A 25,407-nucleotide genomic window follows, 5' to 3' on the forward strand; every position below is an offset into this window, starting at 1 on the left:
TTGGGTGACGGTTACTATGCTCTTGGGACAGCCTCTTTTTCGATCCATTTAATTTCTAAACGGTCACCAGTGTGGATAGAGGTTGAAAACGTAGCATTTGTATCATTTCGCAAAATAGTTAGCGTCTTATTTGCTTGAGCTGTAAAATTAAACTCAACAAAGCGAAAAACATCTTGAAAAATAAAAGGCTCCTTTTGCTTAAAACTAGCAGTCAATTCGTCGCCATGATGGATAATACTTTTTACATGAAGAAGTTCTGAGCCACGTTTCACTTCTACTAATGGTTTGGAAATATGAACAGGCTTGCCATTAAAATAAACACTAATATCATGAGAGATAGCAACTGCTTCTTGGATCAGAAGCCTCTCGATAGTGTATTGCTGTTCTAAAACTCCTTTAATTGAAATGCAATCTCCATGTTGAACAATGGAGTTAGCTGTAGCATTTAACCCATTTTTGTTAATTTTATCTTCATTTATTATGGATATTTTCCTACCATTTAATGATACTTCAAAAGGCTTTAAACTTTGAATAAGGTCGTAGAGCTTAAGGGTCTTTAAAATCGAGCTAAGTGTACTAGAGTTTTCGATGATTAATTCATCACGATCGAAAATCTCCTCTGATAGCGACACGGCTTTCCCGTTTTTAATAACTGTAGCCTCTATATGGTATTCCTTTTCGTTAATCGTGACAGCCTTAGTCGGCAAAACCTCGATAACATTTCCTACTGTAGCTTTAGCGCTTTTTCCATCAGCACCACCTTGAACAAAAATAGTATCACCATTACTTAAAGGCGCATCTAGTGAAGAACTTTGTCCATTTTTTTCTAAGATTGGAGCTTTGCCATGTTCACCAGGGATAGAAATAAGACGATCATTAACTTTTACCATAATTGCAAGGCCTGGCTTACCATATAGTTTGGAAAGTTCAATACCAGCAGCAAGTAGTCCATCACCAACTGTCAGTTGTTTAATATCAAACAGTCGTATTGTTTGATCATTTACTTTAACACTTACATATTCTACAGGGCTTTCTTTTGCGGCAATCGCAATACCAATTGGTGTAACAAGTTCTGGGCCAGCCTTAATATTTTCAGGTATGATTAAATCTCTAATCGCATCAATTCCTCGTATCGCTACTCGATTTTCAGGCAACTGCAAATAGTTTGCGATCACTTTAGCTAAATTTGGTGTCATCGAACCACCACCTACCAACATGACTGCCTTAGGTGGTTTTTTGTTTAGTGTTAGAATTTCAGTCGTTATACTATTTGCTAGGTTTTCGATTGCTTTTGAAATCGGTTCAATAACTTCTTCACGGGAATGAGTCGTTTCAAAACCTAAAATATCTTTAATAATTACCTCTTCTTGCGAGAATAATTTCCTTTTTACAATTTCTGCTTCAGGAAAATCAAGTAAAAAGTGATCGCTGATTGCTTCAGTAATTTCATCGCCAGCGACAGGGACCATTCCATAGGCCGTAACTGTCCCTAAATCAGTGATAGCGATATCCGAAGTTCCTGCACCGATATCTACTAGAGCAACATTTAATCGCCTCATTGTTGGTGGAATTAAAACATTAATAGCTGCAATTGGTTCTAGTGTTAGTGCTTCAAGTTCTAAACCAGCCCTGTTTAAAGCGGCGATTAATGACTCGACAACAACTTTTGGTAAAAAAGTTGCAATTACTTCAACAGAAGCGACGTAGCCGATTTGATCTACAAGACTACCTATTTCTTCACCATCAAGCTGATACGATAAAACAGAATAACCTACGCAAAAATAATTCACACTTTTTTGTCCTTCGTGTTCTAGAGCAATTTCATACTGTGCTTTTTGCACGGCACTTAGTTCTAAATGAAGGATATCTTGGTGTTCAAACATTGGCTTTTTCGTAATATCTACTTCAATTTTCGAGCGTTTTGTTTTTAACGATCGGCCAGCAGCGGCTACACAAACTTTATGAAGCGGACCGTGTTTTTCTTCTAATTTTTGCTTAATAGATGTAATTACTTTTGTAACGGCGATTACGTTATGGATTTGGCCGTCGACCATTGAACGTTCTTCGTGTTCTTCAATTTCCATATCGAGGATCTCATAGCTTGTCTCATTCTTTTTTAAGAGTAGTCCAACTACTGAGCGTGTCCCAATATCAAGACCGAAAATTGGTGATTGTTCCATTAATACACCTTCTTTATAGGGTTATGTGCATAATTTAGTATGAATTTTTTGATGAGTTAAATATAAATGTACAACGATTGTACACTTTAACGCTTAAAAGCGTTTAATTAATAAAGAGGAAATTCGTGACAAGTAATCTGTAATCGTTTATAATAATTCCTAACTTATATGAAATGTATCATATTTTTAGAAACTTTTAAATAACTAAACGAGGAGTGGACTAAGAATGGGTAATGAGCAGTTAGAAGAGTTGAGAAATAGGTTAGATGAGGTAAACCTTAAGTTATTAGATACAATCAATGAAAGAGCTAAGTTAGTGCAAGATATAGGTAAATTAAAAAGTGCCCAAGGTGTAAACCGCTTTGATCCAGTCCGCGAACGAAAAATGTTAGACTTAATTGCTGTAAACAATGAAGGACCATTTGAGACTTCTACATTACAGCATCTATTTAAGCAAATATTTAAGGCAGGTCTAGAGTTGCAGGAAGATGATAATCGTAAAGTACTTTTAGTTTCTAGAAAGAAGCACCCTGAAGACACAATTGTAAATGTTAAAGGTGAAACAATCGGAGACGGACAACAACGTTTAATAGCTGGCCCATGTTCAGTAGAAAGCTATGAACAGGTTGCAAGTGTTGCAAAAGTATTAAAAGAACAAGGGTTAAAATTATTACGTGGTGGTGCGTTCAAGCCAAGAACTTCTCCTTATGATTTCCAGGGTCTAGGTCTCGAAGGTCTACAAATTTTAAAACGTGTTGCAGACGAATTCGATATGGCTGTAATTAGTGAAATAGTTGACCCTAGGGATATTGAAGCAGCTGTAGAATATATTGATGTTATTCAAATAGGTGCAAGAAACATGCAAAACTTCGAATTACTAAAAGCTGCTGGATCTGTAAATAAACCAGTATTACTAAAACGTGGATTGTCAGCTACAATCGAGGAGTTCATTAATGCAGCGGAATATATTATTTCTAAAGGTAACGGAAACATCATTCTCTGTGAGCGTGGGATACGAACCTATGAAAAAGCAACAAGAAATACATTAGATATATCAGCTGTTCCAATCTTAAAGCAGGAGACCCACTTACCCGTAGTTGTTGATGTAACGCACTCAACGGGTAGAAGAGATTTACTACTACCTACTGCCAAAGCAGCTTTAGCAATCGGAGCGGATGCGGTCATGACAGAAGTTCATCCAGATCCGGCTGTAGCCCTTTCGGATTCAGCACAGCAAATGGATTTTGAGCAATTTGCAAAATTCATGGGTGACCTACGCGAATCAGGACTTTACAAACTATAATAAATTCAGAGGCTGTCTTAAATCAAAGTATCTGTCACTTCGCCTACTATATAAATAGAGGTTGTACAAACATACACATCTATCTATAGTATGACTTCGAGGTGCTCTGACACTTATGGGACGGTCTCTTTCTTTTATAACAAAAAGTGAGAATTAATAGGGATTAAAAGTACCAATCTAATTTGTATTTTCTAGTTTCAAATCAGTATAGTTCCCGAGTCCAAGAGATATCCTAACAAAAAATGGGTTAGGAGTTGGGATTATGAAGGCAATTTTATTTGTTAGTATTCTTTTAGTTCTAGTTATTAGTGGTTGTGGGTATTTTCGAGGTCAGATGGATACCCCTCTTGAATACTCTCAATATACACAACCAGTGGTAACGGATTATGAATATGAGAAGCTTATAGCATTTTTATATGAAGCAGAAATGATGATGAGAAGGCCTTTACAGGAAGCGACCATCAATGACGTTGGGATCAAAGTATTTTCTGATCCTATTATTACAAAAAACGATTTATTTCTTTATTATCAAATGTACTTATCAGACGAACTTGCAGAGACGATGTCTAGAAAACTTAGTGATTTAAGTAAAAGTGTAGATTATGAATTTTTAGCAGTTTCAAATGATGATATTAACTGGTTTAGTATCCATGATGCTGACCCAGACACTATTAAAGTAGTTCAGCATACAACAGTTCAAAGTGTTGTAGAAATGGAGCTAAAGTCAGATACGAACACTCGGATCCAGTACACGATTATGAAAAACCGGTTAGGGGAAAATCCAAAAATAGTTCAAAAAACGGTTCTTTATAATTAAAATACTTTTATATAATCTAAGAATTACTTAAGTCACAAAAATTGGGATAAAAAAGTAATTAAAATCAGGTATAAATTCACTATCATTTCTTGTCGTAATTTAGTGTACAATGTCAATATAACTATTTAGGAGAAAAAAAAAACGGCAAAACAAATAATAGCTAAAATTTTTGGATTTCTTGTCGATATAAGTAGAGTAAAGTCATTGAAGACCTCCTAAATGTGTCGTATGATAAAATTAAAAACAGAAAATATAATAATCATTCTAATGGTTATTTAGGAGGCGTTGGTAACGTGAATACAACAATTTATGATGTAGCAAGAGAAGCAGGAGTTTCAATGGCAACAGTTTCCCGTGTCGTAAACGGGAACCCTAATGTTAAACCGACAACAAGAAAGAAAGTTTTAGAAGCAATTGCTAAGTTAGGTTATCGTCCAAACGCAGTAGCACGTGGTTTGGCTAGCAAACGAACAACTACTGTCGGAGTTATCATTCCAGATATTTCAAGTATCTTTTTTGCCGAATTGGCAAGGGGAATTGAAGATATCGCAACAATGTATAAATATAACATCATCCTATGTAACTCTGATCAAAACAAAGATAAGGAAATTCACCTCATTAATACATTGTTAGAAAAACAAGTGGATGGAATTGTCTTTATGGGTGGACAAATTACAGAAGACCATGTAGAAGAATTTAAGCGTTCACCAGTTCCAATTGTATTATCAGCAACAGTAGATCAAAAAAGAGAATTCCCTTCGGTTAACATCAACTATGAGGAAGCGGCTTTTGATGCTGTTCAGTTTCTAATTAATAATGGTCACAGCAAGATTGGGATGCTTACAGGCTCATTAGAGGATCCTGTTAATGGCTACCAAAAGTATGCTGGATTTAGAAAGGCTCTTGACGAAGCTGGAATTAGCTTTAGTGAGGATTATGTTGTTGTCGGTGACTATACGTATGATTCCGGGATTGAAGCAATGGAAAAATTCTTAGAATTAAGTGAGCGTCCAACGGCTATTTTTGCTGGAACAGATGAAATGGCTTTAGGTATTATTCACGGAGCACAGGATAGAGGTTTAAATGTACCTGAGGATCTAGAAGTAGTTGGTTTTGATAACACAAGATTGGCAGCAATGGTTAGACCAACTTTAACTTCTGTTGTTCAACCAATGTATGATATTGGGGCAGTTTCGATGCGATTGTTAACTAAATATATGAATAAAGAAGAAGTATCTGATGAAGTTGTACTCCTTCCGCATCGAATTGAGTTTCGAGATTCGACTAAGTAATTAAAAAGATAAGCTATGTAATGCAGTTAGGGAGAGGGATATGAAAAGAACTGACTTATTGACACCAATAGGAATATTTTTAGGTTTAACGATGGTTATGTTTGCTATATATAGTAGTAGCAATAGCTTAAGTGGTGTTTTTTACTTTATTCAGGCAGCGTCTATATTCGTCGTTTTTGGTGGGTTAATTGCAGCCTTGTTAATCAATTTTACAATACCAGAAATTAAACTGGTTCCTAAAGTATTTAAGGAGGCATTCCGTGAGGACCGTCAAGACTTGCCGACCTTAATAAATACGTTTGTCGAGCTTTCGACAAAGGCCAGAAGAGAGGGCTTATTAGCACTTGAGTCTACACTGGAAGAGGTCGACGACCAGTTTATAAAGAAAGGCGTATTACTGGCTGTAGATGGTATTGAACCTGATATTATCAAGGATATTATGATGGCAGAAGTTGTAGCGATGGAAGAACGCCATCGTAAAGGTCGAGCTATTATAGAAAAATGTGGTGAATATGCTCCTGCTTGGGGAATGATTGGTACCCTTGTTGGTTTAGTGTTAATGCTTCAAAATCTAAATGATCCAGCAACATTAGGTCCTAATATGGCTATTGCCTTGTTAACGACTTTATATGGATCATTACTTGCTAATCTAGTTTTTATTCCAATGGCTAGTAAACTAGCAAATAAAACTGAAGAAGAAGTATTCGTTAAACAAATCATTGTTGAAGGTGTTATAGGTGTTCAATCGGGACAAAATCCTAAAATACTTGAAGAAAAATTAAGTGCATTCCTCCCTGAAAATAGTAAGAAGATTTTAGAAGAAGAAGGGGAAGGAGTAGTATTAGATGGAGCGTAGAAGGCAACAGAAAAATCAAGATAAGGGCGCCCCGAAATGGATGGTAACTTTTTCAGATTTAATGACTCTCATTCTAGTATTCTTTATTCTATTATTCTCTATGTCAGTAGTAGATGCAACAAAGTTTCGTGCCGTAGCTGAATCATTTCAACAACGTGCAATCTTTGATTTTTATCCTTCTTTAATACCCTTTGAAAATCCTGCTGAAGATATCAGCGTGAAGAGAGATCCTTCTGACGATGTGAATGATCCTTTTAATGACGTTAGGAAAAAGGAAAAAGACAATGATTATGATTTAGATCAACTTTTTCAAGAAGTACAGGAGTTCTTACAAGAAAACGAATTGAATGATGTAATTTCTGCTACTAGGGATGACCGTGGTGTCGTCCTAATTCTTCAAGAACGAACTCTTTTTGAATCAGGTGAAGCCCAAATACTAGATGGTGCGAAACCATTTTTAACAAAGGTTGGCACGTTACTAGAAACAATTCCTAACTTAGTAAAGGTAGAAGGACATACTGATAGTCGTCCTATTAGTACGTTTCGCTATCCATCAAACTGGGAACTTTCAGGTGCTAGAGCTAGTAGTGTTATCCGTTACTTTACAGAAATTAATGATCTTGATCCGTACCGGTTTCTCGCTGTAGGTTATGGAGACACGAGACCAGTTGTACCTAATACAAATGATACAAATCTTCAAAAAAATAGACGAGTTGTAATTGTTATCTCAGATCCTAGTTACAATCAAAATGAATTATTCTAAATGAAGCGCATTTTTGCTAGTAGTAACTAGAAAAGAACTTGTAGGACAAGCTAGAAAATAAGTAAAACCTAGGAAGCGATTCCTGGGTTTTATTTAATTCTATTATGTCGATTAAAATCCAAATTATTTATTGTAGCCGACAACATCTCCATTTTTACAGTCACGGATTTCCTTTCTCTTCGCTGTAAAATTCCAAAGAATTTTAGAGGCTTGTTCAAGGAAATCTAGCGACAAAAATAAAAAGTTGTATTATTTTTATTTAGAATTGTTGATATAAAAAATATAGTCTATGCTTAATACTTTTTTTATAAGAAAATAAGAGTTAATCAGCAATAAACATTCGTTTGTTTATTTATAGCTACAATACCAAAGAATAATGTAGAATGGTATTTGTAAAACTTAAATCGGATAATACTGGACGGCTGTCAGGAATAAAAGACCTTTTGAATATCATGTTTTTGCTGATCAAGAGGACAACAATTGTAAATTCATTAACTAATCTTGAAAGGATGTTATTAATGATCATCGGTATTATTGGTGCAATGGATGAAGAAATTAAGTTACTGAAAGAAAATATAAAGATTAAAGAAGAGGTAGTTAAAGCTACAATCACGTTTTATGTTGGAACTTTTCAAGGGAAAGAAGTAGTTGTTTGCAAATCGGGTGTTGGTAAAGTTAATGCCGCAATTACGACACAGCTTCTGGTGGATCATTTCTCGGTGTCAAAGATTATTTTCACCGGCGTTGCAGGCGCAGTTGACCCACAATTAAACATTGGAGATATTGTTATATCTACTAGCGCTGTTCAACATGATCTAGATGCATCAGCATTAGGTTTTAAAAAGGGAGAAGTACCAATGTTTGCCTACTCTTCAGATTTCCCTGCTGATGACCAGTTAATCACTCTAGCCGAAGAAGCTGCTGAAAATCTTGAGGGAGTGAATGTTTCAAAAGGAAGAATTCTGAGTGGGGACCAATTTATTGCTGATCACAGAAAGGTAGAAGAACTTGGTCAATTATTTGCAGGGAAGTGTGTTGAGATGGAAGGAGCATCGGTTGCTCATGTTGCTATGTTGAATAATATTCCGTTTGTAGTTATTCGCTCTATGTCAGACAAAGCAAATGGCGAAGCAAACGTTAATTTCACTGAATTTACAAAACTCGCCTCAGAACGATCGTTTTCGATTGTTCATTCAATGGTTGCTAAGATGTAAAGGGGACCTGAAGAAATTGTATTGATTTCTTTATACATAAAATAGGAATTACTGTCCTTCAATCATAGTTTAGAGGACAGTGATTTCCATAAATTAGGATTTAATGCTTAATTGGAAGTTTTGCGGACTGAGTTTTCCATAAATTAGGATTTAGTGTCCTTAATTAGTAGTTTTGCGAACTGGGTTTTCCAATAATTAGGACCTGGTGTCCTTAATTGGTAGTTTTGCGGACTGTATTTTCCATAAATTAGGATTTAATGTCCTTAATTGGAAGTTTTGTGGACTGAGTTTTCCATAAATTAGGGTTTAGTGTCCTTAATTAGTAGTTTTGTGGACTTCATTTTCCATAAATTAGGATCTAGTGTCCTTAATTGGAAGTTTTGTGGACTAGGTTTACCATAAATTAGGATTTAGTGTCCCTAATCCTTTTCTTAGTACTTACTTTCAATCAGTCTTACCGAACTCTGAATTTAGTAGTCATTTTTCAGTAAAAAAACTAGGCTATTGCGCCTCGTAAAAAAACTATTAATGACATTATAACCTAGTTTTATTACCAAAAATAAATTTGATCAAAAACTCCCCTTTTGCTTTCTCATTTCATTCCGAAGATGTGAAAGTGCTTTTTCGACGGTAAGTGCGTTTTTTTCTGAAATTTCCTTTTTGCGTGGTATCTCTGGATAAATTGGTAAACTATCTTCCCACGTTGTCGGTAACTCTATAGGAGCTACAGGCTGCCATTTTTGTAACCATTCTTCTGGAAGTGGTCCATTAGCTATACGATTTTCACTCATTTCTAACCAAAGCATTGACCAGGCCCTTGGTACAACCCTCCAGATGTCATAGCCTCCACCACCTACAGCTATCCATTTGCCTTCACAGAAATCGTGAGCAATTTCATGGGCTAGCTTTGGTATTTCACGGTAAATTTCAATTGTCGAGCAAAGGTGGGTAAGTGGGTCATAGTAATGGGAGTCAGCCCCGTTTTGAGTTATGATTACATCAGGTTTAAAAAATTCAGCAACCTCTCTTAGCGATGTCCTGTAGGCATGAAGCCAAGATTCATCTTCCGTAAAGGCATCAACAGGAATGTTGACGGAATAGCCATAACCTTTTCCACTACCTCGTTCATTAATATTGCCGGTACCAGGGAACAAAAATCGGCCTGTTTCGTGAATTGATAATGTGCAGACATCATGGTCATCGTAAAAAGCCCATTGGACGCCGTCTCCGTGGTGTGCATCAGTATCGACATATAAAACTCTAGCGTTGTAATTTTTGCGCATATACTCTATCGCTATAGAGCTATCATTGTATATGCAAAAGCCAGAAGCACGACCTTTAAAACCGTGATGTAATCCACCGCTTAAATTACAAGCGTGTAAGTATTTTCCTTGCATAACTAAGTCGACAGCTGTTAATGTACCGCCTACAAGAAGCGATGCTGCCTCGTGCATATTAGGAAACATTGGTGTATCGTCAGTGCCAATACCATAGTTTGTTGCAATAGAAGTTTTTAGTTCACCTATGCTTGCAAGTTTGACAGCGTTTACATAATCTTTGTCATGAATTAATAATAATTCTTCTTCGGTCGCCATCCGCGGTGTGAATAGATCTTCATTTTGGATCGCATTGCACTTATTCAACAAATCGTAAGTTAAATCAAGCCGTTTTTGATTAAAGGGGTGATCGCTACTAAAGCGATAAGACTGCTGCTCTTGTGAATAGATAAAAGCAGCATTTTTCATGTTGTCATCCCCGGTAAATTTGGCCATAGTACTTTATAGCCACTATTCTCAATATCAGCAATAACCCCCCGTGGATCCATCGTTTGTAATCTGAAAACCAATACTTTGTGTTGTAAATCTTCACATGGATAAACTAAGACACTCGTAATATTAATATTACGCTTTTTAATAATGGTAGCAATTTCAGCAAGCATCCCAGCAACATTTTCAACTCTGACTTCAATTTGTGAGCTTGGTTGATGTGCCCCCATTAACTGAACAAGGGTGTGCAAAATATCAGTCTCGGTAATAATACCGACTAATTTGTAATCTACTTCAATTGGTAAACAACCAATGTTATGTTCATAAAAAATTGAGGAAACATCCTCTACAAAGTCAAGGGGATGAGCTGTTATTACGTCTGCTACCATTATTTTTGAGACTGGATTGGTTAAATAATCGAGAGGCTCTTCTGTGTCGAAGACTGATGGTCTAGCATCACGAATATCGCGATCTGAAATAATTCCAACTAGTTCATCAATTTCGTTAACGACAGGAAGGTGCCGGAAGCGATTTTTGTCCATTAGTTCGACTGCTTCTTTAATTGTTGCTGTATTTAAAATTTTTATTACATTTTTCTTCATGATTTGTTCAACAATCACAATACCACTCCCCTTTTTAGAGTATTCACAAAGAACTTAGAATTTTTTCTGGGAAGTGAAGCTAGCGATGACTATTCAATTCTAAATTCAATTTGATAGTTTTTAATACATAAATCGATTTTGAAAACGAATACGGTCGAACTTCTGAATAGACTCCTGGTCAATTCGTTTTCCAATTCGAACCATAAGGCAATTTGCAGGATGTGAGCAAATTTCCGGATCATCTGTTGCAAACCAAACTAATCCACCGGCATTCATCATTTTTTCCATAGCTTTACGATAATCCCATACCGATAAACCTGTCCCTTTCAGGTCCCAATGCCAATAGTATTCAGTTGTGATAATAATGTAGTCCTCCATCGCATCATCCATCATTGACACCTTTAACATGTTCTTGCCTACTTTACAACCCCGGTAAGGAGCAGCAACCTCAATTGCTCCTAACTCAATTAAATTATCCATATCAGCTTCTGACCATCTCTCTAGTTCATCAGGATAAATAAATGTGACATAGCCAACGATTGTATCGTGATCTCTGGCAATGATAATTCTTCCTTCAGAAATGTCGGCGATACTCAACAAGGCTTTAAATTGTTTTTCAGGCGGCCTGAAAGCTACTAATCCTTCGTGGAACTTATAAGAAGCAAGGTCTTTCGCTGAAATTGGTCCTTCAATTATTAATGTATGTTGACCTGCCTTCAATTCAAGTGCATTGTATGTCTTTTTATGAATCATAGTTACACCACCTTCTAAGTAGAGAATAATAGAAATAATATTTATTATACATGAAAAAAAGGTTTTTTTAATCTAATTAGCGAATTTATCACATAAATATATTTAAAGATTTTAATAATTGAGAAAATTTAAAAGTTATAATACAATTAGCTTATTAATTAGTGAAAGAAGTGTAGAGGAGGAAGAATATGAAGGTGCAAACAATTCCAGCAGTAAAGGGAGATTTTCATCTAGAAAATTATGAAAGCGCTTTAGAGAGTTTTGATTGGAGTCAAGTAGAAGAACAGTTTTCATGGTATAAGAGTGGCAGGATGAATATTGCTTATGAAGCGATTGATCGCCATGCTCATAGTGCCAAAAAAAATCAAGTTGCACTTTACTACAAAGATGACGTTCGCCGTGAAAAGTACACGTTTAAAGAAATGATGGAAAACTCTAATAAGGCTGGAAACATACTTAAACAACAAGGTTTGGAGAAAGGCGACCGAGTATTTATTTTTATGCCTAGGTCTCCTGAACTTTATTTTTGTTTATTAGGGGCAATAAAACTTGGAGCTATTGTCGGCCCACTTTTTGAAGCGTTTATGGAAGCTGCCGTATTTGATCGTTTAAATGACAGCCAAGCAAAATTACTAGTCACAACTCCCGAATTAGTAGGGCGCGTAGCTAAAGAGAATTTACCAAACTTAGAAAAAATCGTATTAATAGGAAATCAAGTTGAAGAAAATGATACAATTGTAGATTTTAATAAGGCATTTGATAAGGCAAGTAAAAAGCTAGAAATTGAATGGGTTGACCGTGAAGACGGAATGTTACTTCATTATACATCAGGTTCAACAGGAAAACCTAAAGGGGTATTGCATGTTCATAATGCAATGATCCAACAATATCAAACAGCAAAATGGGTACTAGACTTAAAAGAAGATGATGTGTACTGGTGTACTGCAGATCCTGGCTGGGTCACAGGAACCGTTTACGGAGTTTTTGGACCTTGGCTTCATGGTGCCTCTAACGTAGTTCGTGGGGGTCGTTTTAATCCAGAAGATTGGTATAAAACAATTGAGGATTATGGTGTAACGGTTTGGTACAGTGCACCAACGGCATTTAGAATGTTAATGGGGATAGGAGAGGAGTTGATCCAACGCTTTGACCTCTCGTCGCTACGACATATATTGAGCGTTGGTGAGCCGCTTAATCCTGAAGTTGTTAAGTGGGGCGTAAAAGTATTCCATTTGCGAATTCATGATACATGGTGGATGACAGAAACTGGATCGATGATGATTTGTAACTATCCATCATTAGAAATAAAGCCAGGTTCTATGGGGAAACCAATCCCAGGTATAGAAGCGGCTATAATTGATGATCATGGTAATGTTCTCCCACCAAATAGAATGGGGAATTTGGCTCTCAAAAAGGGTTGGCCATCGATGATGCGTGCGATCTGGAATAATCCAGAGAAGTACAAAGAATATTATACGGATAATGGTTGGTATATTTCAGGGGATTCTGCGTATATGGATGAGGATGGCTATTTCTGGTTCCAAGGTAGAATAGACGATGTCATTAATACTTCTGGAGAACGCGTAGGACCATTTGAAGTTGAAAGCAAGTTAGTTGAGCATCCGGCAATTGCAGAAGCAGGGGTAATTGGAATTCCTGATCCTGTTCGAGGAACGATTATTAAAGCATTTATTTCGTTACGAGAAGGGTATCAGCAAAGTGATGAACTGAAAGAAGAAATTCGCCTCTTTGTTAAAAGAGAGCTATCAGCACATGCGACCCCAAGACAAATTGAATTCCGTGATAAACTACCAAAAACGAGAAGTGGAAAAATAATGAGAAGAGTCTTAAAAGCTTGGGAATTAGATTTACCGACAGGTGATTTATCAACGATGGAAGATTAGACTTGAAGTTAATGATAAATAAGAAAGAGGATGACCATACAATCTGGTCATCCTCTTCTTATTTACGTATTATCACCATCATCTTCACCATCACCATCTGGTTCAGTTGGTTTAGGTGGCTTAGGTGGCTTAACAGGCTTATCGTCTTTAGGTGGTTTAGGTGGTTGCACAGGTTTCTCTGGATCTTTAGGCTTAGGTTTTTCTTCCTCTTTCGGAAGTTTTTTCTGCCAATCTCCAGTTGTAACAATATTTGATGGCTTTGATTCGCGCCCTATAGAATCAACAGCTGTAACATAATAGGCAAAAGGCTTTGAATCTACACCAAAGGCAAAATCTTCGTCTGCTCGAACACTTTTAACAATCGAAAATTGTTCACTGCCATTAGGCGCACGGTAAACTCGATAACCTACGACATCATTGTCAGGATGTTCTCCCCAGACAAGTTTATTACTAGTAGCTGAAATATTGGTAAGTGCCCCAGGGGTTCTTCCATTGCTTTCAACCGTTCGACTAGGAATAAAATATTTAAAGGTATCCTCTAAATAGTCAGTCACACCAGCATCTTCTAAATATTCCTCTTTAATTGCTACACCCTTTTTCGTAAATTCAGCTGGTGTATTCTCTAAAGCTACAAACGGCTCACCTTTAACTGTCACAATGTCCACCCTTTGTAAACTATCATCGACTTTTCTTGGTACAAATTTTGAATTAAATAAGTCAGTCCGTACAAGACCTGCTTCTCTACATAAGTCTGACGCTAACAAGCCTGATATGCCGCAGAAGGATTGACGAACAATGCCACTTGGCATTTTAAATTGCTCGCTTGGAGCGATAAATTCAGGATTTACATCATAAGCAACATTTAATAACTGTGCCCAAATTCGTTGCGATACAAAGCCGATCCCTCGTCCTTCAACTCTTGTGGGAAGTGAAGCTGGTGTATCGTAGCCAATTCTTACGCCTAGCGTATAGGTTGGATTATAGCCAACAAACCAAGAGTCTTTCGTTTCATTTGTTGTCCCAGTTTTTCCAGCGAAGTCGGACCTAAATTTTAACAATCCTGGGATTGCACTGGCGGTCCCCCCACCTCTTAGGACATCTCGTAGCATATCAGTAATCAAGTAGGCTGTTTGTTCTGAAAAGACTTCGACAGGCTCACTTTCATGCTGATATATAACCTCACCATCTTTTGTTTCTACTTTTTCAATCATGTATGCCTGAGTATATTTCCCGCCGTTTGCAAATGTCGTATAAGCAGCAGTGTTTTGCATAACAGTCATACCTTTGTTACCACCAATTGAAGCACCTTCTGTAGGATCCTCATAAATGCCCATAAGATGAAGCTTCTCTCGTGAATATTCGTAAGGAACCATATTATAACTCTTAACAGCTGGAACGTTACGAGAACGCTGCATCGATTCTCTAACTGTTAACAATCCGGCATGTTTGCGATCGAAATTGTTAACAGGACCACCAGGAGCTGCTTTGTAATTGTAAGGTGTGTCAGGAACAATATGGCCTGGTTGCACATGCCCTAGTTCCATTGCCGGTCCATAAGCTAGGATCGGCTTCATTGTTGAACCATTTTGCGCAGCACCTTGTGTAGCTCGATTAAAATCTTCACGTTCTTCTTTATATCTTCCACCGACAAAGCTTATGATCGCACCTGTCTTGTTTTCAATTAAAATGGCACCAACTTGAACAGGTTCGCCTTCTTTATTTCTTGTATTTGGAAACAATGCATCGTTTTTGGCAACCTCTTGTTGTGCGTCATAGATCGCTTTATCTATCGTAGTGAAAATTCGATAGCCATTACGTTTGATATCACGTTCTGCTAAAGCTTTATAACGTGCATAAATAGCATTTCTTTCTTCAACATCTTCAATGTCACTTAAAACAATCTCATCTTTTTCTAATAACAAATTAGTCATAATTGTACTTGCTTGGCGATCTATTTCAGCTGTTAAATAAGGGTATTCATCTCGCGTATCTGGCGTAGCTTTCGCTAGGTTGGCAAGAATATCATATTCTAGTGCCTTATTGTATTCAGCTTCTGTGATATATCCTTTATCTCTCATTCTAGTTAACACGGTCTTCATCCGATTTAAACTTGGAGTTAAATCCTTTTTAACGACTGGTTCGCCATCAATTCTAATAAATGGCGTATAGCCAAAAGGACTTTGCGGAAGTCCGGCAATGTAAGCAGCTTGAGGAATATTTAAGTCCTTCGCATCAACGCCAAATATTCCTTGTGCAGCCGATTGAACACCAGCAATTTGCCATCCATTGGCATTTCGACCAAAGGGCACAATGTTTAAGTAGGCTTCTAAAATTTCTTCTTTTTCAAAGATATTTTCAAGACGCATTGCTAATAAAATTTCCTTTGCTTTACGCTCAAAAGATACTTCGTTTGTCAAGATCTGATTTTTAATTAATTGCTGGGTAAGGGTACTTCCACCAGTTTGAACAGATGAATTAGTAAATTCTTGAAATGTCGCCCTTAGGATTGCTTTTGGAACAATGCCATCATGTTCAAAGAAATATTCATCCTCCGTGGCAATGACAGCATTAATGAGATGTTGAGAAATATCTTTTAACTTTATTTCTCTTCGTTCAAGATCAGAGCGAACTTCTCCGAGTAACTCACCACTGCCAAAGTAGTATTCGGATACCTCTTCATAATCGTAGATATCTTTTGCCATTTCAGTTTTGCTTCTAATTGGTTCATCTTTCACTAGAGAAGCAAAGTACCCTGCTCCTGCTGCGCCAATAAATAAAACCATCGAAGTAAAGATAATAACAAAGATTAGCAATAAGTTCCATACGACTTGATATGAAATTCTAAAGCTCTTGAATAACCTCTTAAAATTAAAAAAATTAATAAATGAACGCATTGAGAAACGTCTGTCTGAGCGCTTATTATCCATTTTATGATACCCCCTAAATAATCAGATATATTATAGCATAAAAAGTCACTATTTGGGTATTAGGGTATATTTTTATGAGAGAGTTGACATTCAAGGATATTTTTGATAAAAATGAACCAATAAAACATTTTAAATAATTAAAAGCTATGAATGGACAAAGTAGTAGGACAATCCCTGTTTTAGAGAGCTGGTGGTAGCTGCAAACCAGTACAAATTCGCCTATGAATTACTCCCATGAGCTTCCTTTGTGAACAGTTTTTACACATAAGTAGCGAAGGACGGAACAAACCGTTATATTTCCGAGGTGGAAGGTAGATGATACCTTCAACAAGGGTGGTACCGCGACTATAAGCTCGTCCCTTTTTTGGGATGGGCTTTTTCTATTTTTTTTAGAGGTCTATATCGAAGTAAACCAAAGACAGTAAAGAAGGAGATAGTAAAATGAACTTATTAAAAGATTTGGAATACCGTGGTTTGATTAATCAAGTTACAGATTTAGAAGGCTTAACAAAGCAGTTAGAAGAAGGGCAAATAACTTTGTATTGTGGATTTGATCCAACAGGTGATAGCCTCCATATTGGGCACTTGTTAACCGTGCTAACTTTGCGTCGCTTCCAATTGGCCGGTCATAAGCCACTAGCGCTCGTAGGGGGAGCTACTGGTTTAATCGGTGATCCCAGTGGTAAAAAAGCGGAAAGAACGTTAAACGAGAAAGAGATTGTTGTTCAATTCAGTAATCGGATAAAGGATCAACTCTTGCGTTTCTTAAATTTTGATGGTGAAAATTCTGCGAAAATTGTTAATAATTACGACTGGATTGGTAACCTAGATGTAATCTCGTTCTTAAGAGATGTTGGAAAGAATTTTGGAATTAATTATATGTTAGCTAAGGACTCAGTAGAATCACGAATTCAATCAGGTATTTCATTTACTGAGTTTAGCTACATGATTTTACAATCATATGACTTCTTAAAGCTATATGAGCAAGAGAACTGTCGCTTACAAATTGGTGGTAGTGACCAGTGGGGGAATATCACTGCAGGTTTAGAATTGATCCGTAAATCAACAGATGAAGAAGGGAAAGCCTATGGTTTTACAATTCCACTTGTAACGAAAAGCGATGGGACTAAGTTTGGAAAAACGGAGGGCGGAGCAATCTGGCTCGATCAAGAAAAGACATCTCCGTATGAACTTTACCAATTCTTTATTAATACCGATGATCGTGATGTTATTAAATTCTTAAAGTTTTTTACATTCTTAACACATGAAGCGATAGATCGATTAGCTGAAGAAGTTGCTACAGTTCCAGAGAAGCGAAGCGCACAGCGGAAATTAGCAGAAGAAGTTACAAGGCTTGTTCATGGCGAAGGAGCACTAGCCCAAGCAATTCGAATTTCTGAAGCTTTATTTAATGGGGATATTGCCTCACTAAATGCTTCTGAAATTAAGCAAGGCTTTAAAGATGTTCCTTCATACGAATGTCAGGAGGAAGAGATCAGTTTATTAGATTTATTAGTTACAGCGAAAATTTCTCCTTCAAAACGCCAAGGAAGAGAAGATATTCAAAATGGCGCAATCTATGTAAATGGAGAGCGAAAGACAGAATTAGAAACTGTGATTACTAAAGAAGATCGAATTGAAGGCCAATTTACGATTATTCGCCGTGGAAAGAAAAAGTATTTTTTAATTAAGTACAGTCTTTAGATGATGGTGTAGAGTTAATAGTGCAATGCTGTGAAGCAAAACAAAATTAGCTCTACACTATTTTTGTTTAGAAACCCAAAGCGCAACTCTTTTTGCACTTTCTCCTGTTAGTATATTTGCAGGCATGTTTTCTTCACCGTTATTAATGCTATCTAGGATGTCTTTTTTATTAAGGTTCCGTATTCCTCCTGCTAGGCCTGTCCCGTTCAATTCTAGACCATGACAGCCAGCGCAATTTTTGTTGTAAAATGTAATTGTTTCGTTTTCTTGCAAAATGGTAGCTTCACTTTGACAAGCTACTAAGGCAAAAGTAAAAACTAATAAGATAACTGTTTTTTTCATATACTCCACCCTTGTTTCGTAACGTTAGATTTAATTTCAACAAAAATAAAAGCGATAATGTAGATTGTAAAGTTTTATTTCAAAGAAATTTCTTAAACAAAAAAGGTCACGCAATGCGTGACCTTTTTTGTTTAACGTGAGTAGAACTCAACGATAAGTGCTTCAGTAACTTCAGCAGGTAACTCAGTACGCTCAGGTAAGCGTGTATAAGTTGCTTCTAACTTGTCTTCATTGAAATCAAGGTATGCTGGAACGAAGTTATTAACTTCTAAAGCATCTTTAACTACAGTAAGGTTCAATGATTTTTCACGAACACTGATCGTTTGACCAGGTCTTACGCGGTATGAAGGAATATCAACGCGCTTACCATCGACCATTACATGACCGTGGTTCACTAATTGACGAGCTCCACGACGAGTACGAGATAATCCCATTCTGTAAACTAAGTTATCTAAGCGAGACTCAAGTAAAATCATAAAGTTCTCACCATGGATACCAGACATTTTGCCAGCATCATCAAAAATGCGACGGAATTGACGCTCATTTACACCGTACATGTGACGAAGTTTTTGCTTTTCTTGAAGTTGGATACCATACTCCGATAATTTCTTTCTTTGAGTAGGACCGTGTTGTCCTGGTACGTAAGGACGTTTTTGTAATTCTTTTCCTGTTCCGCTTAATGAAATCCCTAAGCGACGAGATAATTTCCAAGATGGACCTGTATAACGAGCCATGAATGACTCCTCCTCTGTTATTTTAGTATTGATAAAATAACAACAGTTTTTAGTAATCCCTTCAAAAGCTCATTTTATATTCATGCACTTTCGCTTCGACAGCTGGAAGTTACACAATGCACCTCATTAAAAATGTTTCAGCCGCAGTTAATGAGGTATAAAATGAGAAGAGTCGCCAGTTGAAGTTTACCTTGGCTGTCTTATTTTACACAAAGTATAGTATATGATTAATATAAACGAAAGTCAAGAATCGAAATGAAACTATAATTGAAAATGATAAATAGTTCATAAAGTTTAATGGTAAAATAATAAATACGTCGGAATTTATCGAAATTATAAAAGGGTTTCTTAGAAAAAATTCATAAAAAATCCACATAATAAATTCGATAGTACTAAAAGACTAGATTTCAAACTTTTTTTCGTTTTTCTTAATAAATTATTAGATATTCATAGTAAAAATTAACTATTTAAAATATAATGATAGTATGCATCTTAAAAAGATATTTGAGTAATGACTGGTGGTGAGTTCTCATATGAATGTGGAACATCAATATAAACAGAAGGCATTTCAAATTATCGCGCGTCTATTACATGAAACTGACTACACCGATAACTTTGAAGTTTTCTCTCACGCATTGTTAAAAACCTTAAAGGATATGGTTCCGAAAGCTGAATTAACACTTTTTCTCCTTAATCGTAATATGGATTATTTGACACCAAGGTTTACTACCGATAAAGAGCTAGAAGTTAAAAATCAGGATCTTATTCTTTCATATAATGAAATATGTGACGCAATGTTGCAAGATCATCAAATTAGATTAATCACTAAAACCACTTCAAATAGACTCGGATTTTTAAATGATTGGTATGAAGACTTTGTGATCTTCCCACTTGAAAAAGACGACAAGTTATTTTCTGTTTTAGTTTTTGGAGTACAAGAAGAGAAAATTCACGCACAGATTAAAGAGGACTTCTTCGACTTAGTGACTGAGTCAACTAATGTTCTATACAGATTATTGACTTACGAGAATGTCTTTGAAGAACAAAAGCGAAAGGAACTTTTGCTTCAAGTCACTAAAAAATTCTACTCTTCTATGGATGTTAGTGCAATTTTAAGAGAAATAATCGAAGCCTTAAAGCAAGTATTCCCTTCATTTGATATTCATTTGTTACTTTCACATGAGTGGAAAGTGACAGATGACTTACCTGTTATGCAATTAAATTATGACTTGGATAAGGATGAAGTTGCCACTAATGCCTACTTAACAGGCAAAATTCAAATTGAAGATAATATTAAGGATAGGAAATCTATCGTTCATGCTCCATTACGTGGAAAGCAAGGGGTATATGGGGTTTTAAAAATAATGGCAAGTTATTCTTTTGTTTTTCCTAAGCATGAAATAGACTTTATTGAAGTTCTTGCAGATACTGGTGGAAACGCCATCGAAAACGCTGAACTGTATCAACAATCTAGACAATTGGTGGAAGATCTGCAACTAATAAATAAAACATCTCACCAATTAAATTTAAATTTACGTCTCTCAGAAACAATAAGTTATATGACGAACCAAATTAAAACGTCATTCAATGCAATAGAAATTGGTTTTTTTATGTTTCGCTCAAATGGCGATGTTGAAGTTATTGAGGGGAGTACAAGCTATTTTTTAAGAGATACGACTCTAACTGAAATCCAAACTTTTTGTGATCAAATACAAAAAGACAAGGATTCGATATTTATTGGTGATCTCGCTGCACAACAGCCCTATAGATTAAAGCCTTTTCGCTCGTTTATTGCTGTTCCAATGGTACAAAGCGGAGAATTAATAGGAGCTGTATTTATTGTTCATGATCTAGCGTATCATTTTTCTTTCAATAAGTTTAAATTGCTTCAGTCTCTTATCCATCACTCTACTTTAGCATTCACAAATTCTATGCTTCATGAGGAGTTGGAAAAGCTAGTGATAACGGATCATTTAACAAGGCTTTATGCTCGGAAGTATTTAGATGAGAAAATAGAAGAGTCAATGAAAAAAGACGCTTATGGATGTTTTATTCTCATCGATATTGATAATTTCAAAAAAATTAATGACGAATATGGTCACCAAGTTGGCGATGACATTATTATTCAAGTGGGAAATCTTCTTAAGAATAATATTAAAAGTGAAGACATTGCTGCTAGATGGGGCGGTGAAGAGTTAGCCGTTTACCTTTCGAAAGTAGATCACGAGGTAGGTTACATTGTCGCCGAGCGTATTCGTCGAAAAGTAGCTGAGAAAACGAATCCAAGAGTGACAATATCTTGCGGGGTGTCTGTTTGGAAGCAAGTTGATGAGAGTAAATCGATAAAAACTTTGTTGAATCAAGCAGATCAAGCTTTATATACTGCAAAACGAACAGGTAAAAATGTTGTTGTAGTTTATAATGAGAAAAATTGTTAAATGAGCGGTATGAAGGTTCTCCTATAAATTGATCCGGCGTTGTAGAGGTTTCCTTTTCAACGCTGGATTTTTAGCTTTGGTTGAGACAACTTTCCTTCTTCTAAGCCTAATCCTGTCCGAACTCAGCTCGGGTTGAGACAACTTTCCTTCTTCTGAGCCTAATCCTGTCCGAACTCAGCTCGGGTTGAGACAACTTTCCTTCATCTAAGCCTAATCCTGTCCGAACTCAGCTCGGGTTGAGACAGCTTTCCTTATTCTGAGCCTAATCCTGTCCGAACTTGGCTTTGGTTGAGACAACTTTCCTTCTTCTAAGCCTAATCCTGTCCGAACTCAGCTCCGGTTCAGACTACTTTCCTTTTTCTGAGCCTAATCCTGTCCGAACTTGGCTTTGGTTGAGACTTCTTATTGTATAAACGTTTAGATTAATAAAGTATAGATGTATTTAGTTAGTACTTTTTTCAGTGTATTGCAGATTATAGGTATTTCTATCGGTATATGTAGAAATGTTTTTAATATCTGTCGATAGAATTAAGCAGGAATTTACCTTTTATTTTTGAAGATTATAGTTAGGGAAAATACTAAACATTTTCAAAAAAAAGAGGTGATTAGTTTATGGAAAAAGGAGAAAATACAAAACGTAAAGTGATGGAAGCAGCCGTTTACTTATTTAATGTAAAGGGATTTAGTGGTACATCGATAAGGGCTATTGCTGATAAGGCCGGAGTTAATGTAGCGTTAATCTCGTATTATTTTGGCAATAAACAAGGACTATTGGAAAAATTGATGATTGAATTTCTTGAAGGTTATACGAGCATTGCTGAAAATGGATTTTTGCAGCTAAGAAATGCTTCAGCCAAACAATGTCTGTACAATGTTGTAGAGAATACTTTAAAGTATCAGCAACAAAACCATCACCATGCCAGATTTGTTCATCGAGAGGTAACATTAGACTCTACTTTAGTCCGTGAACTTATGATGACTTATTTTATGAAAGAAAAGCATTTTCTAAAAGCAATCATTGAAGCTGGGGTTAAACAAAAAGAATTTCGTCCTGTTTCAAGTGACATTGCCGCAATTCAAATTAGAGCGCTAGTAACTATGCCGTTTTCACAACCCCAATACATCAGAGAGGTATTTCACCTTACACCTAATGAAAATTTCTTTGTAAAAAAGTATTTAGACCATTTTGAAAAATGGCTAAGCGAATTTCTATATAAAGAGTCTCGGTACAATAACTTGGATATTGTATCGACAAAATAAAAATCAAAGGATTTTACCTTACTGCTTGATACCTAGATTGGGTAGAACAGTAAATAATCTCCCTTTGATTTTTTTTTGCTTTCAATCGTCAAATGAAATTTCGTAACATAGCCCATAACCGTAGCTTTTTCGTTAATAAAAAATGAAAAAGAATAAAAAAAATAAGTCAAAAATTGTTTATTCATGGTATCATGTAAATATCGAAAAATATCGATTTTTACAATCAACCGAAATATTCCATTTTTTTGTTTTTCGCTTTATGAGAGAACGTTAAAAAAGTGATTCTTATTTTACTATACTATCGAAAAAACTGTTAAGACAAAACCGTTGTTTTAATAGATTGATACATACATAAACAACTTAGCTAAATGGAGGCTTAAAAATGCTGCAATATTTTATTTATGGGACGTTAATAGTAATTCTGGCTATTTTTATATATGGTGCAATTTCAAGAAAACGAGTGTATCGCGAAGTTGATAGGCTTGAAGCGTGGAAAATTCAAATTATGAATAAGCCCGTAACAGATGAAATTGCTAAGATAAAAGGTCTTAACATGTCTGGTGAAACAGAAAAGAAATTTGAGATTTGGCGCAATGAGTGGGACGAAATTATAACCTTAAAACTTCCAGATCTAGAAGAGAGACTTTTTGATGTCGAAGAAGCGGCCAATAAATATCGATTTGTAAAAGCAAAAAATATGTTAACTAATCTTGCGGGGGAATTGAATGAGATTGAAAGAGGTCTCCAAGAAATGCTTAATGATGTTAACTTATTAATTAATAGTGAAGAAGACAACCGTCAGCAAATTGATGAAATTCGTAAGTTATATAAGGATACTAAAAAACATTTTACTCAATCTAGAAATATTCTAGGGACAACTGCTTATGCTTTTGAACAAAGACTCGCAGAAATCGACACAGATATTGTTTCCTTTGAAGTTGCCACGAAAGCAGGAAATTATTTCGAAGCACGTGAAATTATAATGATGATGAAAGAAAAATTATCGACTGAGAAGTGGAAAATGGACGAAGTTCCGAAAATTCTTGTTCAACTTGAAACTGAAGTACCCTCTCAGCTAGATGAAATTTCTAAAGGTATTAAAGAGATGGAAAAAGATGGATATTTCCTTGATCATTTTTCTTTTAAAGCTGATATTGAGGAAATGAGAAGTAATTTACTTAATCTATTATCTTTATTAGAAGAAGGCGATATTGAAGCTGCTGAATTGGTCATTCGAGATATCTATAAAGAAGTAGATCAAATTTACGATATCCTTGAGCAGGAAGTTCTAGCAAAACAATTTGTCAGTTATGAACTTAATGGAATGAGAGAACTGACTGAGAGCTTACGAGAAAATTTCTTAGAGATGAAAGCCGATGTTGAAACAATAAAGCTCAGCTATCGTATTCCTGAAGAAGAGTTAAAAACTCATTTGAAGCTTGAAAAGCAAATAAAGGATTTAATGAATAAGTTGAGTGTAATTGAAGATACAGAAGCAAATAATAAACAACCCTATTTAACAATTAAGGAAACAATAGAACAATACCAAACGGAATTACTTGAGTGCCAAAACATCCTTGAAGACTGTCTTGAAACTCTAAATTCATTACGAAGTGATGAAATTAAAGCTCAGGAAACATTGAAAGAATTAAAAGGGAAAATCCGCCAAGGGCAGCGCATTATTAAGAAAAGTAATATACCTGGCCTTCCTCAATCCATTTTAATTCATCTAGATGAAGCGCAGAAAAGCCTTCTTTCAGCTACTGAAAAGTTAGAAAAAATACCGTTAGTTATGAATGATGTAAACGGATCAATGGAAGAAGCTCTAGAAACTGTAAATGATGTTTATGATCTAATATCCAAGACGATTGAACAGGCCTTGACTGCAGAAAGAGTCATCCAATATGGAAACCGATTTAGAAGTAATGATACTTATATTCATATCGAACTTCTAAGGGCAGAAGAAGCTTTTCGTTTATTTCAATATGAAGAAGCTTTAGAATACGCTCTTAAAGCTATTGAAGAAAGAGATCCTTATGTGCTAGAAAAAATAAATTCTTATACGTTGGAAAAGGTTTAGCTCCATGCTAGGCCTTTTTTCACAAAGAAGTATCGATAAGAAAACATGAGGGGGTGATAGTGGTGAGTAAGTGGATTTTGCTTTCAACAGCTACACTTCTGTGTGTAACAGTTTGGAGCTTTGTATTTTGGTCAGTATTCTCCGAAAAAAATTATGTTGGAAATTTAGAGATGGAAACGAAAAGCGTAGTACTAGAAGACGCAACAATTGAAACTATAACATCTGCTAGTAAGAGCGAGAAGTTAATAGTCGACTTTAAGCAGAGTGGCATTAGCAAAGAGGTAGCGATGCAAATAGCACCAAATGGAGAAATTTCCATAGATGAGTTGTTATCACTAGTACAAAAATAGGGCTGTTCCCAATAAAGTATCAGTCGCTTTATAAATAGAACGTATAAATGATTGACTTCTATTTATAGTCACTTCGAGGTGAGCGGATACTAATGGGACAGTCCTTTTTATTTTGACGGTTG

19 protein-coding genes and 1 other annotated feature are annotated in these 25,407 nt (G+C 36.0%); of the genes, 12 read left to right on the forward strand and 7 right to left on the reverse strand.

Annotation, left to right across the window (positions count from 1 at the left end; all coding sequences use genetic code 11):
* Positions 1–14: 14 nt before the first annotated feature.
* A complete protein-coding gene (locus tag ACK4M9_RS07430) occupies positions 15–2,180 on the reverse strand; it encodes a cell division protein FtsA (protein WP_409848972.1) in 2,166 nt (721 codons plus the stop codon).
* Positions 2,181–2,406: 226 nt separating this feature from the next.
* Between ACK4M9_RS07430 and ACK4M9_RS07435 the strand changes: the two genes are divergently transcribed.
* The 6 genes from ACK4M9_RS07435 (at position 2,407) to ACK4M9_RS07460 (ending at position 8,425) form a co-directional block, all read left to right on the forward strand.
* Positions 2,407–3,483, forward strand: a complete 1,077-nt coding sequence (locus ACK4M9_RS07435; protein ID WP_409848973.1) for a bifunctional 3-deoxy-7-phosphoheptulonate synthase/chorismate mutase — start codon at positions 2,407–2,409, stop codon at positions 3,481–3,483.
* A 262-nt stretch (positions 3,484–3,745) separates the two neighbouring features.
* Positions 3,746–4,300 carry a hypothetical protein gene (locus ACK4M9_RS07440; RefSeq protein WP_409848974.1) on the forward strand — a complete coding sequence of 185 codons (555 nt, stop codon included), beginning with the start codon at positions 3,746–3,748 and terminating at the stop codon, positions 4,298–4,300.
* A gap of 293 nt (positions 4,301–4,593) precedes the next feature.
* Positions 4,594–5,592 (forward strand): catabolite control protein A, encoded by a 999-nt coding sequence (gene ccpA / locus ACK4M9_RS07445; RefSeq protein ID WP_409848976.1) that lies wholly within the window; start codon positions 4,594–4,596, stop codon positions 5,590–5,592.
* A gap of 40 nt (positions 5,593–5,632) precedes the next feature.
* Positions 5,633–6,448, forward strand: coding sequence for a flagellar motor protein MotP (motP, locus tag ACK4M9_RS07450; RefSeq protein WP_409848979.1), 816 nt, complete (start codon positions 5,633–5,635; stop codon positions 6,446–6,448).
* Positions 6,438–7,211 carry a flagellar motor protein MotS gene (motS, locus tag ACK4M9_RS07455; RefSeq protein ID WP_409848981.1) on the forward strand — a complete coding sequence of 258 codons (774 nt, stop codon included), beginning with the start codon at positions 6,438–6,440 and terminating at the stop codon, positions 7,209–7,211. The genes motP and motS overlap by 11 nt, the downstream gene beginning before the upstream one ends.
* 518 nt (positions 7,212–7,729) lie before the next feature.
* Complete coding sequence (locus ACK4M9_RS07460; RefSeq protein ID WP_409848983.1) at positions 7,730–8,425, forward strand: 5'-methylthioadenosine/adenosylhomocysteine nucleosidase; 696 nt, start codon at positions 7,730–7,732, stop codon at positions 8,423–8,425.
* 569 nt (positions 8,426–8,994) lie between these two features.
* Here the strand turns inward: ACK4M9_RS07460 and ACK4M9_RS07465 are convergent.
* From ACK4M9_RS07465 to ACK4M9_RS07475, 3 genes are all read right to left on the reverse strand, one after another.
* Complete coding sequence (locus tag ACK4M9_RS07465) at positions 8,995–10,170, reverse strand: acetoin utilization protein AcuC (RefSeq protein WP_409848985.1); 1,176 nt, start codon at positions 10,168–10,170, stop codon at positions 8,995–8,997.
* Positions 10,167–10,811 carry an acetoin utilization AcuB family protein gene (locus tag ACK4M9_RS07470; protein WP_409848987.1) on the reverse strand — a complete coding sequence of 215 codons (645 nt, stop codon included), beginning with the start codon at positions 10,809–10,811 and terminating at the stop codon, positions 10,167–10,169. The genes ACK4M9_RS07465 and ACK4M9_RS07470 overlap by 4 nt, the downstream gene beginning before the upstream one ends.
* 102 nt (positions 10,812–10,913) lie before the next feature.
* Entirely contained in the window at positions 10,914–11,546 is a 633-nt protein-coding gene (locus ACK4M9_RS07475; RefSeq protein ID WP_409848989.1) for a GNAT family N-acetyltransferase, read from the reverse strand.
* Between the two features lie 188 nt (positions 11,547–11,734).
* Here ACK4M9_RS07475 and acsA point away from each other — a divergent pair, with 188 nt between their 5' ends.
* Complete coding sequence (gene acsA / locus ACK4M9_RS07480) at positions 11,735–13,450, forward strand: acetate--CoA ligase (protein WP_409848991.1); 1,716 nt, start codon at positions 11,735–11,737, stop codon at positions 13,448–13,450.
* Between the two features lie 62 nt (positions 13,451–13,512).
* On the opposite strand, the gene ACK4M9_RS07485 is transcribed toward acsA, so the two are convergent.
* The gene (locus ACK4M9_RS07485; protein ID WP_409848993.1) at positions 13,513–16,377 is read right to left on the reverse strand and encodes a transglycosylase domain-containing protein; all 2,865 of its coding nucleotides are present in this window, start codon (positions 16,375–16,377) and stop codon (positions 13,513–13,515) included.
* A 137-nt stretch (positions 16,378–16,514) separates the two neighbouring features.
* Positions 16,515–16,741 (forward strand) — a binding site (T-box leader).
* A gap of 77 nt (positions 16,742–16,818) precedes the next feature.
* On the opposite strand from ACK4M9_RS07485, the gene tyrS reads away from it, so the two are divergent.
* The gene (gene tyrS / locus ACK4M9_RS07490) at positions 16,819–18,081 is read left to right on the forward strand and encodes a tyrosine--tRNA ligase (protein ID WP_409848995.1); all 1,263 of its coding nucleotides are present in this window, start codon (positions 16,819–16,821) and stop codon (positions 18,079–18,081) included.
* A gap of 57 nt (positions 18,082–18,138) precedes the next feature.
* Here tyrS and ACK4M9_RS07495 read toward each other — a convergent pair whose 3' ends face one another.
* The gene (locus ACK4M9_RS07495; protein ID WP_409848997.1) at positions 18,139–18,423 is read right to left on the reverse strand and encodes a c-type cytochrome; all 285 of its coding nucleotides are present in this window, start codon (positions 18,421–18,423) and stop codon (positions 18,139–18,141) included.
* Between the two features lie 131 nt (positions 18,424–18,554).
* Positions 18,555–19,157, reverse strand: a complete 603-nt coding sequence (rpsD, locus tag ACK4M9_RS07500) for a 30S ribosomal protein S4 (RefSeq protein ID WP_409848999.1) — start codon at positions 19,155–19,157, stop codon at positions 18,555–18,557.
* A 533-nt stretch (positions 19,158–19,690) separates the two neighbouring features.
* Between rpsD and ACK4M9_RS07505 the strand changes: the two genes are divergently transcribed.
* From ACK4M9_RS07505 to ACK4M9_RS07520, 4 genes are all read left to right on the forward strand, one after another.
* Positions 19,691–21,595, forward strand: a complete 1,905-nt coding sequence (locus ACK4M9_RS07505; protein ID WP_409849001.1) for a sensor domain-containing diguanylate cyclase — start codon at positions 19,691–19,693, stop codon at positions 21,593–21,595.
* Positions 21,596–22,207: 612 nt separating this feature from the next.
* Positions 22,208–22,855 carry a forespore capture DNA-binding protein RefZ gene (gene refZ / locus ACK4M9_RS07510; RefSeq protein WP_409849004.1) on the forward strand — a complete coding sequence of 216 codons (648 nt, stop codon included), beginning with the start codon at positions 22,208–22,210 and terminating at the stop codon, positions 22,853–22,855.
* Positions 22,856–23,237: 382 nt separating this feature from the next.
* The gene (gene ezrA / locus ACK4M9_RS07515; RefSeq protein WP_409849006.1) at positions 23,238–24,935 is read left to right on the forward strand and encodes a septation ring formation regulator EzrA; all 1,698 of its coding nucleotides are present in this window, start codon (positions 23,238–23,240) and stop codon (positions 24,933–24,935) included.
* Positions 24,936–24,997: 62 nt separating this feature from the next.
* Complete coding sequence (locus ACK4M9_RS07520) at positions 24,998–25,285, forward strand: hypothetical protein (RefSeq protein WP_409849008.1); 288 nt, start codon at positions 24,998–25,000, stop codon at positions 25,283–25,285.
* Positions 25,286–25,407: the final 122 nt, after the last annotated feature.

The sequence above is a fragment of the Anaerobacillus sp. genome (genome assembly GCF_046314235.1).
Taxonomy (GTDB): Bacteria; Bacillota; Bacilli; order Bacillales; family Anaerobacillaceae; genus Anaerobacillus.